Source organism: Streptomyces sp. NPDC002845, assembly GCF_053591955.1.
Window position 1 is genome coordinate 103040 of record NZ_JBSFUU010000019.1, and the last position, 17325, is coordinate 120364.

The window sequence follows — 17325 nt, forward strand, 5'->3', positions numbered from 1 at the left end:
GAGTCCGCCGCCATGTACGAGCTGTCCCGGGTCCGCCTCTACTCCATCGGCCCTGCCGGTGCGCGTTACGCCGACACCGTGCTGGACCTGCGGGGTGTCGGCGAGCCCGTGCCCGACCCCGCGCCCCAGCAGGCGGAGTTCTTCGAGGAGGAGCCCACCGGGCCACCGCACCGGCCCGCGCCCGCCGGCGTGCTCTTCCTGGAGAACGGCGGTGGCAAGTCGGTGCTGCTCAAGCTGATCTTCTCGGTGATGCTGCCGGGCCACCGGAACACCCTCGGTGGCGCCAGTTCCGGTGTGCTGCGCAAGTTCCTGCTCGCCGACGACTGCGGGCATGTCGCGCTGGAGTGGCAGCACACGCTGACCGGCGAGTGCGTCGTCGTCGGCAAGGTGAGCGAATGGCGGGGACGGCAGGTCTCCAACGACCCACGGAAGTTCGCCGAGGCCTGGTACTCGTTCCGGCCCGGCCCGGGGCTGAGCCTCGACAGCCTCCCCGTCGCCGAGTCCACCGCCGTACGGCCGCCCGTCGAGGGGCAGTCGGGTGCGAAGGGGCGCCGCCGGACGATGAAGGGCTTCCGCGACGCACTCACCGAGGCGGGCAAGGCGTACCCGCACCTCGAAGTGCACTGGGAGGAGATCCACGACCGCTGGAACGAGCACCTCGGTGACCTCGGCCTGGACCCCGAACTCTTCCGCTACCAGCGGGAGATGAACGCCGACGAGGGCGAGGCCGCCGGTCTCTTCGCGGTCAAGAAGGACTCCGACTTCACCGACCTGCTGCTGCGGGCCGTGACCGACACACGGGACACGGACGGGCTCGCGGACCTGGTCGGCGGCTTCGGCAACAAGCTGGGGCGGCGCGCCGAGCTGATCGCCGAGCGCGACTTCACGGCGGGTTCCGTGGACCTGCTCGGGCGGATCGTCGACGCCGCCGAGGCACGCTCACGCGCGCGGGACATCCACACCGCCGCCGAGCGCCGGACCCGCACGCTGGCCCGGCGGCTGTCCGCGCGGGCCGGGCAGGAGCGGGTCCGGAGCACCGACCTCGCCCAGCGGGTCACCGCCGCCGCGTACGCCGTCACGCACGCCGAGGCGGCCCGCGGGCGCAGCGCGCTGATCGCGGCCGAACTCGCCTACCGGCACGCCTCGCTGGCCCTCGCCGCCGCCGAGAAGTCCGCCGCCGCCCAGAAGCGCGAGCTCGCCGACGCGCGCACCCTGCACTCCGCCTGGCAGGCCGCCGAGGCCGTGCTGAGGCACCGAGCCGCCGCCGACCGCTCCGCGCGCGTGGCCGCCGCGATCCGCGAGGCCGAGCGGGACGCCGCCCCCGCGCTGGCCGCCCGCGCCAAGGCCGCCGTCGATCTCGTACGCGCCCTGCACGGCGCCGCCGAGAGCGCCGAGACCCTCGCGAACGAGGAGGAGGAGCGGTCCGCCGCGCTCCAGGAGGTCAGCGAGTCCGCGTACCGGGACTCGACGTCCGCCGCCACCGAGGCACAGCGCGCCCGCAGCGAGGTCGGGCATCTGCGGCAGCGGCTCACCGAGGTAGAGCAGGAGACCGCCGAGGCGGTGCGCGCGGGCTGGCTCGACGACAGCGCCCCCGACGCCGACCCCGCGCGGGCCGCGCTCGCCGCGAGCGACGCCGAGAAGACGGCCGTCGCCGCCTGGGACACCGCGCGCGAGGCGTCCCGCCGGGCCTCCGAGCACAACCGCGAGGCGGCCTCCGCCGAGTCGCGGGCCGAGCTGACCGCCGCCCGCGCGGCGGACGCGGCCACGGCGGCCGAGCGGGCGTACGACGGGGAGCGCGGGACAGCCGAGGGGCTCGCGGCGGAGGAGCGGCTGGCGGAGCTGCTGAGCCTGCCGGGCGCCTCCGGCAAGGGCGGGGTGCCGGGGCCGCGCCGGGACGGTGCCGATGAGGAGAGCGGTTCGGTGCCCGGGAAGAGCGCCGGGACAGCGGGGCGGTCCGGTTCCGCCGTCTCCGGTGCAAAGTCGGCCGACGGCTCGCGGGTGGCGTCGGATGTCGCAGTCGGTCCGGGCGCCTCGTCGGCCGGAGCGGGCGGTGCGGCCCGGGGCGCCGCGCGCGTGACGCGCTCCGGTGCCCCCCACACCCCGCGTGCTCTCGACGAAGGCCCGCTCACCGCCGAGGAGCTGGACCACTGGGCCGACGAATTGCGCGAGCTCCTCGACGAGAACGTGGCCTCCGCCGAGCGCCACCTCTTCGAGCTGCGGACCGCCGCGGCCGACGACGCCCGGATTCTCGGCGCCCTCGGTGACGGGGGGCTGCTGCCGCCGGGCCCGGACGTGCTGGCCACGGTCGAGTTCCTCGGCGAGCACGGCATCCCCGCCCTCCCCGGCTGGCGCTACCTCGCCCAGGCCGTCGACCCCGCCGACCACGCGCGCGTGCTGGCCGCCCGACCCGAGCTGGTCGACGGCGTGATCATCACCGACCCGGACACGCACGCCCGCGCCCGCGAGGCCCTCTCCGACGCCGCGCTGCTGCCCCGGTCCGCCGTGGCGGTCGGCACGGCCGCGGCCCTGCTCGCCCCGACCCCGGCCCCCGAATCCCGGAACGGCGACGTCTTCCTCGTACCGCCGAACCCGGCCATGCACGACGAGCACGCCGCCGACGAGGAACGCCAGGCGCTGCGCGCGCGGGCGACCGAGCGGGACGAGGAGATCCGCACCCTCGCCACACGCCTCGGCAAGGACCGCGAGCTGGCGGCGCGGCTCGCCTCCTGGCGCACGGGCTGCCCGGCGGGACGGCTCACCGAGCTCGCCACGGCCGCCCGGGAGGCGCGCGCGTTCGCCGAGGAGGCGGAGGCCGAGCTGACTCAGGCGCGGACCGTTCGGGCCGAGGCCGAGGAGGCCGCCGCAGAGGCCGCCCAGGTGCGGGACGAGCGGCAGGAGGCCGCGCAGCGCGCCCGGCGCGCCGCCGACGCCCTCGCCGGGCTCGCCTTCCGGCTGCGCGAGCGCGCCGCCTGGCAGGTCAGGGTCCGTGAACTCGCCGACGAGGCAACGGAGTCGGAGGCCGGCGCCCAGACGTGCCTGGAGCGCGCCCGCGCCGCCGACGAGGACCGTCGCGCCGCCCAGCGCGCGGCCGACGACGCCCGCCGCACGGCCCGCGCCCTGCGCGCCGAGCGAGCGGAGATCGCGGGCGCGCCCGACGACGTACCGGAAGACGACACGGACGATCCCAAGTCGTCGCTGCCCGCGCTCCGCGAGGCCTACCGTGCCGCCTCCCAGCTGTACGAGAAGGTCGGCGTCGGCGCCGACCTGCGCGCCGAGCAGGCCCGCGCCGAGAGCGACGAGAGTGCCGCGCGCGCCGATCTCGACCGGCTCAGCAACAAGGTCCGCAACCGCGCCGAGCAGCTCCTTCAGTCACCCGACGGCTCCGACGGGCCCTCCCGGCAGGCCGCCGCCGCCCGCGCGGAGGAGCTGGTGCAGCTGCTGGAGACCCGGATGTCCACCGCGAGCGAGCAGCTCGGGCGGCTGCGCGGCGAGGCCGAACGGCACGCGCCCGAGGACGGCGAGGCGCACACCGACCTGCCCGAGGAGCTCGTCCCGCGCGACGCCGAGCACGCCCAGGCCCTGCTGCGCACCGCCACCGCCGAACTCGCCTCCCGCACCGAGGCGTTGACCCAGGCCCGCGATGCCCACGCCGAGCTGCTGGACGCCCACCGCGCCGCCGAGGACGCGGCCGGCGGCTTCGACGAGACGGCCGCCCTGCTCCGTGACCTGCTGCGCGAGACGCACACCACGGACGAGGAGCAGGAGGAGACCGAGCCGTACCCCGGCAGCCTGGAGGAGGCCCGCAAGTCCGCCGCCGAGGCCCGCCGTTCGCTGCGCGGCTGCGCCGCCGACCTCTCCGCCACCGAAGGCGCCGTACGCGAGGCGAGCGACATCCTCGTACGGCACGCCAACTCCACGCGCTACGAGCAGGTGCGCACGCCCGCCCGTCAGCAGATCCGCGAACTGCCCGCGTCCGCGCTGCCGGAGCACGCGAAGAAGTGGGCGGACGCGTTCGCGCCCCGGCTCCGGGTGCTGACGGACGAGCTGGAGCAGTTGGAGCGCAACCGGGACTCGATCGTCGACCGGCTGCGGGGGCTCGTGGAATCCGCCCTGGCCACGCTCCGGTCCGCCCAGCGGCTGTCCCGGCTGCCCGAGGGGCTGGGGGAGTGGTCCGGGCAGGAGTTCCTGCGCATCCGCTTCGAGGAGCCCGACCAGGCAACGCTCACCGAACGGCTCGGTGAGGTCGTCGACGAGGCGACCCGCGCGGCCGTCAAGAAGAACTCCGACCTGCGGCGCGACGGAATGTCCCTGCTGCTCAGAGGAGTCGGCGCCGCCCTGCAGCCCAAGGGCGTCGCCGTCGAGATCCTCAAGCCGGACGCCGTGCTGCGCGCGGAGCGCGTTCCCGTAGGCCAGATGGGAGACGTGTTCTCCGGCGGACAGCTGCTCACCGCGGCGATCGCCCTGTACTGCACGATGGCCGCCCTGCGCTCCAACGACCGGGGCCGCGACAAGCACCGGCACGCGGGCACGCTGTTCCTCGACAACCCCATCGGGCGCGCCAACGCGACGTACCTGCTGGAGCTGCAGCGTGCCGTGTCGGACGCGCTCGGAGTCCAGCTCCTCTACACCACCGGCCTGTTCGACACGACCGCGCTGGCGGAGTTCCCTCTTGTCATCCGTCTGCGCAACGACGCCGACCTGCGCGCCGGGCTGAAGTACATCAGCGTTGAGGAACACCTCCGGCCGGGACTGCCGCAGCAGACCCCGGCCGGGGAAGGGGGAGCGGTGCACAGCGAGATCACCGCGACCCGGATGTTCAAGCGGCCCGCACCGCAGGGCTCGTGACGGTTACGCGAACCAGCCCTGCGGGGCCGGGTTGGTGTTGCGCCAGACGTGCTTGTGCTCCTGGTACTCGGAGAGCCCGGCCGGGCCCAGCTCCCGTCCCGTACCGGACTGCTTGAAGCCGCCCCACTCCGCCTGCGGGACATAGGGGTGGAAGTCGTTGATCCAGACGGTGCCGAGCCGCAGCCGGGAGGCGACCCGCGCGGCCTTGGCCTCGTCGCGGGTCCACAGCCCGCCCGCGAGACCGTAGATCGTGTCGTTGGCCAGGCGCACGGCCTCGTCCTCGTCGGTGAATCGCTCCACCGTGAGGACCGGCCCGAAGGACTCGTCCTGGACGACGGACATGCTGCCGGCGCACTCGTCGAGCACGGTCGGCAGGTAGTAGAAGCCCTGCTCGTACTCCTCGCCGCTCGGCCGGGTGCCGCCGCAGCGCAGCACCGCGCCCTCCGCGATGCCCTGGGCGACGTACGCCTCGACCTTGTCGCGGTGCGCCGCGGAGATCAGCGGACCGGTCTGCGCCTTCTCGTCGAACGGCCCGCCCAGCCTGATGAGCTGGGCACGGCGGACCACCTCGTCGACGAACCGGTCGTGCAGGGAGTCCTCGACGAGCAGCCGCGCACCGGCCGAGCACACCTGGCCGGAGTGCAGGAACACGGCGGTCAGCGCCATGTCGACGGCCGTGTCGAAGTCGGCGTCGGCGAACACGATGTTCGGGTTCTTGCCGCCGAGTTCCAGCGCGACCTTCTTGACCGTGCTCGCCGCCGTGGCCATCAGGTGACGGCCGGTCTGCAGGCCGCCGGTGAAGGAGACCAGGTCCACGTCGGAGTGCTCGGCGAGGGGCGCGCCCGCTTCCGGACCGGCGCCCAGCACCAGGTTGCCGACTCCGGCGGGCAGCCCGGCGTCGTTCAGCAGTCGCATCAGGTGGATCGCGGTGTGCGGGGTGAGTTCGCTGGGCTTGAGAACGAAGGTGTTGCCCGCGGCGAGGGCCGGGGCGACCTTCCAGGCGGTCTGCAGAAGCGGGTAGTTCCAGGGGGTGATCAGGGCACACACCCCGATCGGCTCGTGCACCACCCTGCTGTCGACATCCGGGTTGCCGGTGTCGACGACCCGGCCGGTGTCCTGCGCGGCGAGGCGGCCGAAGTAGCGGAAGCAGTTGGCGATGTCGTCCATGTCGTACTCGCTCTCGACCATCCGCTTACCGGTGTCGAGCGATTCGGCGCGGGCGAGGAGCTCCTTGTCGCGGACGAGGAGATCGGCGACGCGCAGCAGCAGGTCACCGCGTTCGGCGGCGGGGGTGTGCGGCCAGGGTCCCTTGTCGAAGGCGCGCCGGGCGGCGGCGATGGCCGCCACCGTGTCCTTGCCGCCCGCTTCGTCGACGACCGCGACCAGGCTGCCGTCGGCGGGGCAGCGGATCTCGCGGGTTCGTCCGTCGAGCGCGGCGGTCCACGCGCCGCCGATGAACAGGTCCGGCATCTTGCTTACTTCCTTCTTTGCTGCGTGCTTCGAGGCGGTGTGGGTGAGTGGTGCGGCACCCGGCCGGGGCTCGCCACACCCGCCGGGCCCGTCCGGGTGGGCGCAGGGCGGGAAACCCCCGCCGTGCGCCCACCCGGACGTGGCATGCCGTTTTCGTTTCCTACTTCGGCAACCAGCCCTCGACGGTGTCCTGGTTGGCCTCGACCCACCTCTCGGCGGCGGCGTCCGCGCTCATCTTCTCGTCCGCGATCATGGCGGCGACCTCGTTCTGCTGGTCGGCCGTCCACTTGAAGTTCTTCAGGAACTCGGCCGCGTCACCGCCGTTCTCGGCGAAGTCGGCATTGAAGAACTTCTGCAGATCCGTGTTGGGGTAGGCGCAGGCGACCTTCTCCGGGTCGGAGTCGCAGCCCTCCGTGTACTCGGGCAGCTCCACCTCGACCAGGTCGATCTGGGCGTTGAGCCACTGCGGCGTCCACCAGTAGCCGATGAACGGCTTCTTGGACTCGTAGTTCTCCTTCATCTGGGTGATCTGCGCGGCCTCGGAGCCCGCGTAGACCGTCTTGAAGTCCAGCTTCAGGTTCTTGATGATCGCGTCGTCGTTCGTCGTGTACGACGGCGAGCCCTCCAGCAGCTGCCCCTTGTCGCCGCTCTCCGCGGTCTTGAAGAGGTCCTTGTGCTTGTTGAGGCCCTCCCAGGTGGCGAGGTCCGGGTACTCGTCGGCGAGGTACTTCGGGATGAACCAGCCGATGTGCCCGACGACGCCCAGGTCACCGCCCTCGACGACGGTCTTCTCCTTGTTGACGTACCGCTCGATCTTCTTCGGCGCGCCGCCCCAGTCCTCCAGGATCGCGTCGACCTTGCCGCTGTTGAGGCCGTCGATGGCGACCGACTCGTCGAGCTGCTGTGTCTTGACCTTGACGTCGAGCTCGTTCTCCAGGACGTACTTGGCCACCGCGGCGTTGGCCTCCGCGCCGACCCACGAGGGGACGGCGATGGTGACCTCGTCGGAGCTGCCCGAGGAGGAGGTGTCGGCGGCACCGCAGGCGGTCAGCCCGGTGAGGCCGAGAACGACGGCGGTGGCGGCGACGGCGCGGTGTGCGTGGGTTCTGTTCTTCATCTGGGGAGGTGTCTCTCGTTTCGGTTGAGCAGGATGCCTTCGGCCTGAGTGGCTGTGTTCCGATGCGGTGCGCGTGCGCACGCAGGGGTTTTGCCGGGTGGGGCCTCGGTCACGGTTTCGGTGTGTGGTCGCTCGTACGGCGCTGGGTGGTCCGGTCGAGTACGAGGCCCAGCAGGACGATGGCGACGCCCGCGGACATGCCGACACCGAGCTCGCTCTTCTGGAGACCGTAGACGACGTCGTAACCGAGTGCGCCCGAGCCGACGAACCCGCCGACGATGACCATGGCGAGTACCAGGACCACGCCCTGGTTGAGCGCCAGCATCAGGGCGGGGCGGGCCAGCGGAAGCTGCACCTGGAAGATCTGCTGCCAGGTGCTGGCGCCCATCGAGCGGGCCGCCTCCAGTGCCGCCGCGTCGACCGCGCGCAGCCCCTGCACGGTGATGCGGATCACCGCGGGCAGAGCGTACAGGACGGCCGCGGCGACGGCCGCCGAGCGGCCCACGTTGAACAGGGCGACCACCGGGATCAGATAGATGAACTGCGGCAGCGTCTGCATGGTGTCCAGCACGGGACGCAGGACGCGCTCCACGGTCGGCACCCTTGCGGCGACCACGCCGATCACGAACCCGGCCAGCAGCGTGAGGACCACACCCGCGATCGCCTGCGAGAGGGTGTCCAGGGAGTTGTCCCACACGCCGATGACGCCGACCGCGGCCATCGACAGGCCGGCGGTGCACATGGCGCCCCAGCCGCCCGCCAGCAGCGCCAGCGCGGCGGCGATCAGGACCAGCAACCACCACGGCGTGGACGTCAGACCGTCCCGCAGGGGGTTGAGGACCTCGGTGGTGAAGCCGTCCGCCCAGACGCGGGTGCCGCCCAGGACGGGTACGCCCTCGGCCAGGTGGCTGGTGAACCAGTCGACGGCCTCGTTGACGGGCCGCGAGATGCCGACGGTCCAGCCGTCGGGCCACTCGTTGTTCAGCGCGGCCTTGCCGACGGCGAGCAGCGCGGCGAACGCGCCGGCCACCACGGTCCAGGCACGCCACCCGTGCAGCCAGGCGATGCCGGTGTGGACGCCGCCCCCGCCCAGACGGTCGCCCGCGGCGGCGGTGGTGCGGTCCAGCCAGATGGCGAGCAGCACGATCGGGATGCCCGCGGCGAGCGCCGCGCCGACGTCGACCGTGGACAGCGCGCGGAAGACCTCCTCACCCAGACCGCCCGCGCCGATGACCGACGCGATGGTGACCATGGAGAGCGTCATCATGATCGTCTGGTTGAGGCCGAGGAGGACCTCCTTGCGGGCCAGCGGCAGCCGAGCCGTCAGCAGCCGCTGCACCGGGGTCGCGCCGAGCGACGCCGATGCCTCCATCACGGACGGGTCGGCGCCGCGCAGGCCGAGCGAGGTGAGCCGGGCCATCGGCGGGGCCGCGTAGATGACGGTGGCGATCAGCGCGGACGGCACACCGATGTCGAAGATCAGCACCAGCGGCAGCAGGTACGCGAACGCCGGCATGATCTGCATGGTGTCGAGGACCGGGCGCAGAATCCGCTCGAACCGGTCCGACAGGCCCGCGCCGAGGCCGAGCAGGCCGCCGACCACGGCGGACACGGAGACCGCGACCGCCATGAGGGCGAGCGTCTCCATGGTGGCTTCCCACATGCCGAGCAGCCCGCAGACCACGAACGCGCCCAGAGCCGTTCCCGCGGTCTTCAGCCCGCGCCGCCCCAGGCCGCCGACGCGCCAGGCGATCAGCACCGCGGCGGCGGTCACCGCGAACCAGCCGAGGTTCAGCAGGAAGTCGGTGACCCAGTCCACCGAGCCCTCGGCCCAGTTGCTCAGGTGCAGCAGGAAGTAGAGGAACACCGGGCTCGTGTTGCGGTTGTCGAGGACCCAGTTGTACGCGTCGTCGAGCGGGGTGGACACGTCCACGGTGAGCTGGGAAGGCCATGCGCCGCTGCCCCACAGGACGGCGGCGAACGGCACCAGCACCACGGCGACCGCGGCCAGCGCGGCGAGCCGACGGGTGGACGGCCGCATGACCGACAGCCTGCGCAGGAGCGGCGAGCGGGTGGCGGTGTCCCGGGGCTCGCCCGGTGGCGAGCCGGTCTTTCCCGGTGCCTGTTTTTCGGGAGTGATCGTGCTCATCGTCAGCTCACCGCCGCCCGCTCGGAGTCGACGGCCGTGCTGCCGACGCCCGCGACCACGGCCAGCAGGTTCTCGTGGTCGACGACGCCCAGGCAGGTGCCGTCCTCCAGCACGCAGGCGGCCTCGCCGCTGCGGGCGACCATTTCGATGGCGGAGGCGACGACCGTGTCGGGGGCGAGAGCGCCCGGGTGCTCCGTGCCGCCGCAGTCCCCGGGCCGCATGGCGTTGCGTACCGTGATGACCTGTTCGCGGGGCACGTCGCGGACGAAGTCCCGGACGTACTCGTCGGCCGGGCTGGCCACGATCTCCTCCGGGGTGCCGATCTGGACGATCGCGCCGTCGCGCATCAGCATGATGCGGTCACCGAGCTTCAGGGCCTCCTGGAGGTCATGGGTGATGAAGACCATGGTGCGGCCCTCCTCCCGGTGCAGGCGGATCACCTCCTCCTGCATGTCACGCCGGATCAGCGGGTCCAGGGCGCTGAACGGCTCGTCGAACAGGAGTACCTCGGGGTCGACGGCGAGGGCGCGGGCCAGGCCCACGCGCTGCTGCTGGCCACCGGAGAGCTGGGTGGGACGGCGGTGCTCCATACCGGCGAGACCGACCTTGTCGACCATCTTCATGGCCTGGGCGCGACGGTCGAGCTTGCCGACACCCTGGATCTCCAGGCCGTAGGCCACGTTGTCGAGCACGGAACGGTGCGGCAGCAGCCCGAAGTGCTGGAAGACCATGGCCGCCCGGTGTCGACGCAGCTCGCGCAGCCGGTTCCGGTCCATGGCGAGCACGTCCTCGCCGTCGATCTCCAGAGCCCCGGAGGTCGGTTCGATGAGCCGGGTCAGACAGCGTACGAGGGTGGACTTGCCGGAACCGGACAGGCCCATGACGACGAACACCTCGCCCTTGCGGACGTCGAAGGAGACATCGCGGACGGCGACCGTGCAGCCGGCGCGGCGGCGCAGTTCGTCGGTGGGTAGGTCCGCGAGTTCGCTGCCGGGGACGCGTTCGGCCTTCGGCCCGAAGACCTTCCAGAGATTGCGTACGGAGAACACGGGCGCGCCATCGGCCGGCTCGCCTCGTTCCGCTTCCTTGATCAGGGTGGTGGACATCAGGCATCGACTCCCGGAGTGTTCGGCCGAACGAGTAGGTCTGCGCACTTCTCTCCGACCATCAGCACGCCAATCATCGGGTTGACGGCGGGGATGGTCGGGAAGACAGAGGCGTCGGCGATGCGGACACCGCTCAGGCCGCGCACGGTCAGATCGGGGCCGACGACCGCGAGCGGGTCGTCGGTCGCGCCGATCCGGCAGGTGCCGGCCGGGTGGTAGACGGTGTGCGCCACCTTGCGCGCGTATTCGCTCAGCTCCTCGTCGCCGGTGACCTCGGGCCCGGGGCAGACCTCGCGCTTCAGCCAGGAGGCGAGCGGCCCGGTCTTCGCGATCTCGCGGGCGAGACGGATGCCGTCCACCAGGGTCCGGCCGTCGTAGTCGTCCTCGTCGGTGAAGTACCGGAAGTCGAGGGCGGGCTTGACCGCGGGGTCGGCGCTGGTGAGGTAGAGACGGCCGCGGCTGCGCGGCTTGGGGATGTTGGGGGTCATCGACACCCCGTACGGCGGCTTCTCGTAGCCGAGGCGCTCGGGGTTGTCGGTGAACGGGATTTGGTAGAAGTGGAACATCAGGTCCGGGCCCGGGGACGCGGGGTCCCGGCGGACGAACAGACCCGCGTCGGAGTCCATCGCGGAGTTGTCCGGAATGGGCCCGTGGGTCTCCCACACGATCACGGACTCGGGGTGGTCGAGCAGGTTCTCGCCGACGCCCGGCAGATCGTGGACGACGGGGATGCCCAGAGCCTCCAGGTCCTGCTTGGGGCCGATTCCGGAGTGCATCAGCAGGCGCGGGGTGTCCACCGCGCCCGCGCAGACGATGACTTCGCGCGATGCGGTGACGGTCTTCTCCGTGCCGTCGGCGGTACGTACTCGTACACCTATAGCACGCTCACCCTCCAGTTCGAGCCGGAACGCCCAGGTCTCCAGCATCAGATGGAGGTTGGGCCGGTCCAGGAAGGGGTGCAGATACGCGACCGAGGCGGAGGAGCGCTTGTTGTTCTCCGGGTGGTACGCCAGGTCGAAGAAGCCGACGCCCTCGTGGAAGGGCTGCTTGTTGAAGCCCTCGACACGCGGTACGCCGAGGGCTTCCTGGGCGGAGTCGACGAAGTCGCGGGCGATGGCGTTGCGGTCCTTCTCGTCCACCGCGACGATGTTGTTCAGCAGCCGGTCGTAGTACGGGTCCATGGTGGCCGCGTCCCAGCCCTCGGCACCCGCCTCGGCCCATTCCGCCCAGTCGGAGGGCAGTGGCTTGAAACTGATCAGGGTGTTGTGGGAGGAGCAGCCTCCGAGCACCCGGGCACGGCTGTGCCGGATGTGGGAGTTGCCGCGCGGCTGCGGAGTCGTCGGGTAGTCGTAGTCGAGGTCCCCGCCGAGCAGACCGAGCCAGCGCCGCAGCGTCAGTACGTCGGGCCGGTCCACGTCGGAGGGCCCGCCTTCGATGACGGCGACCCGGATCTCCGGGTCCTCGGTCAGACGGGAGGCGACGACCGAACCGGCGGTACCTCCGCCGATGACGACGTAGTCATAAGTCTCCTGCTCGGGCATGGCTTCTTCTGCTCCTTGTCGTGCCTGCCGGGCCTTTCCCCGGCGCCCCGGCCCTGTCGCTGGACGGTGTGTCCTAACGACAGGACATGGGGTGGGGCGCCTGCCCTCGACTTCTGAGGTCATTCACGATTCAAGCGAGATGTGATGCGGCTCACATCGTTGTAGAGCCTCCGGCCTTGAGTCCCTCCATCACCCAGTGGTGGAGGGTGCCGATGTGGTGCTCGCTGGGCACCAGGACGCCGCCGGAGCGGTAGGCACGCGAATCCATCGAGGGCTGGGTGCGCTCACAGGCGTCGAAGTCCTGAACGTTAACACGATGGAACAGTTCGACCGATTTGGTGAGGTCTGCTCCCGACTCGATGACCTGCGGAGAGTACAGCCAGTCGCACTCGACGACTGTCCGCTCATGTGACATCGGGAACATTCGGTGGACGATCACATGGTCGGGGACGAGGTTGACGAACACCGGTGGTTTGACGGTGATCGCGTAGTAGCGCCGGTCCTGCTCCTCGGCCACGCCGTCGAGCCTGCCGAAGCCCTCGCCGCCGTCGACCGTGAAGCCCTGGACGTCGTCGCCGAACTCGGCGCCGTGGCCCACGAAGTACTGCGCGGCGTAGCCGTCCGCGAACTCCGGGAGCACCCGGTGAGTTCGGGGTGGATCGTCGCGCAGTGACAGCACTCCATGAAGTTCTCGACGATCAGCTTCCAGTTCGCCTTCACGTCGTAGACGATCCGCTTGCCGAGCGCGAGCCTCTCCGTTCCGTAGTGCTCGATCGCGGCCGGGGTGCCCAGCCGCTCCACGGCCTCGCCCTGCACCGTCTTCTCGAAGGAGGGCGGCTCGTCGGCCAGGCACACCCAGGCATAGCCGAGCCACTCCCGCAGGGCGACCTTGACCAGGCCGTACTCGACACGGTCGATGTCCGGCATCCTGACCAGGTTGGGCGCCGCGACCAGCTTGCCGTCGAGGTCGTAGGTCCAGGCGTAGTACGGGCACTGGAGGCCGCGCCGGACCTCGCCGGACTCCTCCAGGCACAGCCGGGCCCCTCGGCGGCGGCAGATATTGAGGAAGGCCCGCAGCTCGCCGGTGCGGAACCGATGGTCAGGACGCTCTCACGGCCGACCTGGACGGTGCGGAAGGCGCCGGGTTCGGCCAGGTCGGCGGAGCGTACCGCGCAGATCCACATCGACTCGAAGAGGAACTCCTGCTCCCGCCGGAAGATCTGCGGGTCCGTGTAGTAGTGCCCCGGCAGGGTCGCCGTCAGGCTGGGCGAGACCTGGTGCGTGGCGAGCGGGGACTCGGGGGCGGGGGTCGTCGTCACGTGCGTACTCCTCAAGCGGAACGTGCCTGTTGCTCAGGTGGGCGTGGCGGCGAGGCGGGCGGGGCCGGTCAGGCCGATGGGGTGTGCGGTGGAGCCGGTGAGGGCGGGTCGGCCTTCTCCTCGTGGAGGGCGATCTCGTCGTCCTGCGGGTTCAGGGTGGGAAGCGGCGGCGGATCTCCTCGGCGTCCAGCACCTCGTGGGTTTGCCGCCGAGACCGATCACCATCACGTCGTACGTGGGGACATGGGCGTCACCTATCGGCGGATGCGGGTCATCTTCGGGTCGAAGAGCGGCTCATCGGCCACGGTCGCGGAGACCTTCTCGCCGAAGTACTCGATGTGCACGCCGGTGCCGGTGGTCAGCGGCGGCAGCCAGGCGTACGCGACGCAGCGGCCCAGCGTGTAGCCGTACGAGGCGCTGGTGACGTAGCCGGCGGGGGTGCCGTCCACGTAGACCGGCTCCTTGCCCAGGACGACGAAGGCGGGGTCGTCGAGAAGGAGGGGCGTGAGCCTGCGGGTCACCTGGGGGAGGCGCCGGAGGGCTTCCTGCCCGACGAAGCCGTCCTTGCCCATGCGGACCGCGAAGCCGACGCCGCCTCGAACGGGTTGTGCTCGTCGGTCATGTCGGTGCCCCAGGCGCGGTAACCCTTCTCCAGACGAAGGGAGTTGAAGGCGGAGCGCCCGGCCGCGACCACACCGAGCTCCCGGCCCGCCTCCCACAGCGTGTCCCAGAGCCTCAGCCCCAGGTCGGCGGTGGTGTAGAGCTCCCAGCCCAGCTCACCGACGTAACTCAGGCGCATCGCCGTGACCGGGACATGCCCGAGGTGCGTCTCCTTGGCGCGGAAGTAGCCGAAGCCCTCGTGCGAGAAGTCGTCGCGGGTCAGCGACTGGACGAGGTCGTGGGCGAGCGGGCCCCAGACGCCGACGCAGCAGGTCCCTGAGGTGATGTCCCTGATCTGCGCGTCGGCCGGGGCGTGCCGCAGAAGCCAGTCCAGGTCGGTGGGGGAGTTGGCGCCCACCTGGAAGCGGTCCGGGGCGAGGCGCGCGACGGTGAGGTCGGAACGTACGCCGCCCGTCTCGTCGAGGAGCAGGGTGTACGTGACCGCGCCGGGCTTCTTGCGGAGGTTGTTGCTGGTCATACGGTTGAGGAAGCCGAGTGCTCCCGGGCCGGTGACTTCCAGGCGGCGCAGGGGGGGCATGTCGTACAGCGCGACCTTCTCACGGGTCGCCCTCGCCTCGGCGGCCGCGATCGGGGACCAGTAGCGGGGCGACCAGGCGTCGGGTTCGGGGAGTTGCAGTCCTTCGGTGAGCGGCGCGTTCGCCTCGTACCAGTGCGGGCGCTCCCAGCCGCCGCCCTCCAGGAAGCGGGCGCCGAGGGCCTGCTGGCGGGCGTGGAAGGGGCTGACGCGCAGCGGGCGCGGGTGCTCCAGCGGCTGGAGCGGGTGGACGACGTCGTACACCTCGACGAACTGCTGACAGCCGCGCTCTTCGACATACGACGGTGAGCGCTGCGCGTCCTCGAAGCGGGTGAGGTCGCACTCGTGGATGTCGACGGACGGGCGGCCGTCGACCATCCACTCGGCGACGGCCTTGGCGACGCCCGCGGAGTGGGTGACCCAGACGGCCTCGGCCAGCCAGAAGCCCCTGGTGGTGGGCGACTCGCCGAGGACCGGCAGGCCGTCCGGGGTGAAGGAGAAGACGCCGTTGAAGCCCTCGTCGATCTCCGTCCCGCGCAGGGTCGGCATCAGAGGGCGGCAGTCCTCCCAGCTCGGGGCCGAGTCCTCCTCGGTGAAGGGGTACGAGGAGGGCATCTCCATGTTCCGCGCCTTGGCCTCGCCGTACGGGAGGATCGCGAACGGGTCGACGGGCATGGGTTTGTGGGCGTAGGAGCCGATGCCGATGCGGTTGGTGTGCTCGCGGAAGTAGAGGTCGCGGTCCTGGAAGCGGAGGATGGGCCGGGAGGCCTCTGCTTCGTGGTCCTGGAGTTCGGGGAGCGGCTTCGTCTTCGCGTACTGGTGTGCGACGGGTTGCAGGTACGTCGACTCCGGCCATGCGGCCGATGAGCGGGCCCCAGAGACCGGCCGCCGAGACCACATGGTCGGCGGCGAAGACGCCCTGCCCGCCGACATCGTGATCGTCGGCATCGGCGCCGTCCCCAACTCCGCCTGGCTGGCGGGCTCCGCGCTCGCTCTCCACGACGGCGTCCTGTGCGACGACGGCTGTGTGACCGGGCTGCCGCAGGTGGTCGCCGTCGGTGACGTCGCCCGTGTCGGCGGCACCCGCGCGGAGCACTGGACCTCGGCCACCGAGCAACCCCGCGTCGCCGTACGCAATCTGCTCGCAGGGCGCACGGTCGAGACCGTCCGGCCGGTGCCCTATTTCTGGTCCGACCCGTACGGCGCCCGCATCCAGTTCGCCGGCCGGCACCACGCGTCCGACACCGTCCGGATCGCCGAGGGCGCGCTCGCCGACGACGGAGCCCCGGACGAGGGCGGCTTCCTCGCCCTGTACGAGCGCGACGGCCGTACGTCAGCCGTGCTGTCCGTGAACCGCCCCCGCCCGTTCATGCGGGTGCGGCGCGAACTGGTGCGTGCGGCGGGCGAGGTGGAGCCGGCGGCACGGTGACGGTCGTCCAGACCCGCTCCGGCCTACGAGTGAGACAGCTGTCCCGCTCCGCCTCGCCTCCGTATTCGCTCCTGGGTGCGCTCCGCCGCCCGGGCCTGCCGCCGGGCGCGGCGACGCTCCCGCCGCAGTGCTCGGGCCGAGCTGCTCGGGACCGACACCACGCCGTTGCGCTGGTTCCACACCTGGCGGGTCACCCACACGTCCAGCGCGCCCCATGTTGCCACGACCGTGCTGGCCACGCTGCTGAGCACCATGGGGAACGCCAGCCAGGAACCGGCCAGGGTGCACAGGAAGGCCACCATCGCCTGGATCAGCGTCACCGCGATGATGAGCACCGCGCGCACGGCCGCCGTGCGCACCGGATCGGGCAGCCGCCGACGCTTCGCGGGCTCCTCCACCCACAACGGCCGGTAGTACGGCTGATTTTCGCCTCTACCTTCGAGGAAACGCGCTCCTGCCGGCTGTTGTTCAGGCTGCTCGGAGGGGGCCTCCGCCGAGAGGAGCTGTCCGCCGTCGGCAGCGGGCCGTCGTCCGTCATCGGTGGACCGGGGCCGTTCGTCCGCCGAGGAACTCCCGTGCCCGTCGCGTCTGTCACGCCCGTCCGTCACGGAACTCCGCTGTGCCGCGGCGCCCGGCCCGCCGGGGCCCGAGGGGGCCCGCCGCGCGCCCACCGGGTCACCCGTGTCGCTCTCCCGCGCAGGAATACCGCCCTCCGGTGCCTGTGACCCCGGCTGCTCCGCCACAGGCGTCGCCGCACCGTCTCCGGGCGCTCCGCGCCGCTCCGCCGTGCCCATCAACGTGTCACTCCCCACCGCCGGCAGACAGCTCGCCCCGGGATCATGTGACCCCGGCTCCCCTGTGGTTGCCCGGCTTGCGCTGTTTTACGCCGCCTGGGCGCGGCATGCGGCGCCTGTGGCCGATTCCGCCCCCAATTCCCGTACAGAAAGACGATCGGCGTCCGCCGAAGATTCCCAACGAGCGAAGGAAACCGGCCAACCGATGAAGTTCCCCGACAGGAGCCGATCGCCCCAAGTGCCGGACCGCAGGAGACAATCTCCCGCAATGATCGGACAACTCCCCATGTCTCGTTCCCTACAGATGAGCAGTGCGGCCGGACAGGCCTTCGAGTTACCTGGGTGTCGGTAGTAGGCTCA

General features: G+C 71.6%; 7 protein-coding genes and 3 pseudogenes. 2 read left to right on the forward strand and 8 right to left on the reverse strand.

Annotated elements, in window-relative coordinates; all coding sequences use genetic code 11:
- Positions 1-12: 12 nt before the first annotated feature.
- Positions 13-4845: a hypothetical protein gene (locus ACWD3C_RS16390; protein ID WP_451144368.1), complete on the forward strand. Its 4833-nt coding sequence runs from the start codon at positions 13-15 to the stop codon at positions 4843-4845.
- A 3-nt stretch (positions 4846-4848) separates the two neighbouring features.
- Here the strand turns inward: ACWD3C_RS16390 and ACWD3C_RS16395 are convergent, their stop codons facing one another.
- The 7 genes and pseudogenes from ACWD3C_RS16395 to ACWD3C_RS16425 form a co-directional block, all read right to left on the reverse strand.
- Complete coding sequence (locus ACWD3C_RS16395) at positions 4849-6315, reverse strand: aldehyde dehydrogenase family protein (RefSeq protein WP_451144370.1); 1467 nt, start codon at positions 6313-6315, stop codon at positions 4849-4851.
- A 160-nt stretch (positions 6316-6475) separates the two neighbouring features.
- On the reverse strand, positions 6476-7432 hold the full coding sequence (locus ACWD3C_RS16400; RefSeq protein ID WP_451144372.1) for a glycine betaine ABC transporter substrate-binding protein: 957 nt from the start codon (positions 7430-7432) through the stop codon (positions 6476-6478).
- A gap of 109 nt (positions 7433-7541) precedes the next feature.
- On the reverse strand, positions 7542-9581 hold the full coding sequence (locus ACWD3C_RS16405; protein WP_451144374.1) for an ABC transporter permease: 2040 nt from the start codon (positions 9579-9581) through the stop codon (positions 7542-7544).
- Between the two features lie 2 nt (positions 9582-9583).
- Positions 9584-10687, reverse strand: coding sequence for a quaternary amine ABC transporter ATP-binding protein (locus ACWD3C_RS16410; RefSeq protein WP_451144376.1), 1104 nt, complete (start codon positions 10685-10687; stop codon positions 9584-9586).
- Positions 10687-12228 (reverse strand): GMC family oxidoreductase, encoded by a 1542-nt coding sequence (locus tag ACWD3C_RS16415; RefSeq protein ID WP_451144378.1) that lies wholly within the window; start codon positions 12226-12228, stop codon positions 10687-10689. Before ACWD3C_RS16415 ends, ACWD3C_RS16410 begins: the two co-directional genes overlap by 1 nt.
- Before the next feature lie 151 nt (positions 12229-12379).
- Positions 12380-13305: pseudogene (locus ACWD3C_RS16420) on the reverse strand (aromatic ring-hydroxylating oxygenase subunit alpha).
- 496 nt (positions 13306-13801) lie between these two features.
- Positions 13802-15664: pseudogene (locus ACWD3C_RS16425) on the reverse strand (GcvT family protein); the annotation flags it as partial.
- Here ACWD3C_RS16425 and ACWD3C_RS16430 point away from each other — a divergent pair.
- A pseudogene (locus ACWD3C_RS16430) lies at positions 15662-16171 on the forward strand (oxidoreductase C-terminal domain-containing protein); the annotation flags it as partial. The pseudogenes ACWD3C_RS16425 and ACWD3C_RS16430 overlap by 3 nt on opposite strands.
- Positions 16172-16194: 23 nt before the next feature.
- Here the strand turns inward: ACWD3C_RS16430 and ACWD3C_RS16435 are convergent.
- Positions 16195-16779 (reverse strand): hypothetical protein, encoded by a 585-nt coding sequence (locus ACWD3C_RS16435; RefSeq protein WP_451144380.1) that lies wholly within the window; start codon positions 16777-16779, stop codon positions 16195-16197.
- Positions 16780-17325: the final 546 nt, after the last annotated feature.

Bases quoted from the DNA above. Each gene is read 5' to 3' on its own strand.
- ACWD3C_RS16390 (WP_451144368.1), top strand. From the start codon at position 13: ATGTACGAGCTGTCCCGGGTCCGCCTCTACTCCATCGGCCCTGCCGGT.
- ACWD3C_RS16395 (WP_451144370.1), bottom strand. From the start codon at position 6,315: ATGCCGGACCTGTTCATCGGCGGCGCGTGGACCGCCGCGCTCGACGGA.
- ACWD3C_RS16400 (WP_451144372.1), bottom strand. From the start codon at position 7,432: ATGAAGAACAGAACCCACGCACACCGCGCCGTCGCCGCCACCGCCGTC.
- ACWD3C_RS16405 (WP_451144374.1), bottom strand. From the start codon at position 9,581: ATGAGCACGATCACTCCCGAAAAACAGGCACCGGGAAAGACCGGCTCG.
- ACWD3C_RS16410 (WP_451144376.1), bottom strand. From the start codon at position 10,687: ATGTCCACCACCCTGATCAAGGAAGCGGAACGAGGCGAGCCGGCCGAT.
- ACWD3C_RS16415 (WP_451144378.1), bottom strand. From the start codon at position 12,228: ATGCCCGAGCAGGAGACTTATGACTACGTCGTCATCGGCGGAGGTACC.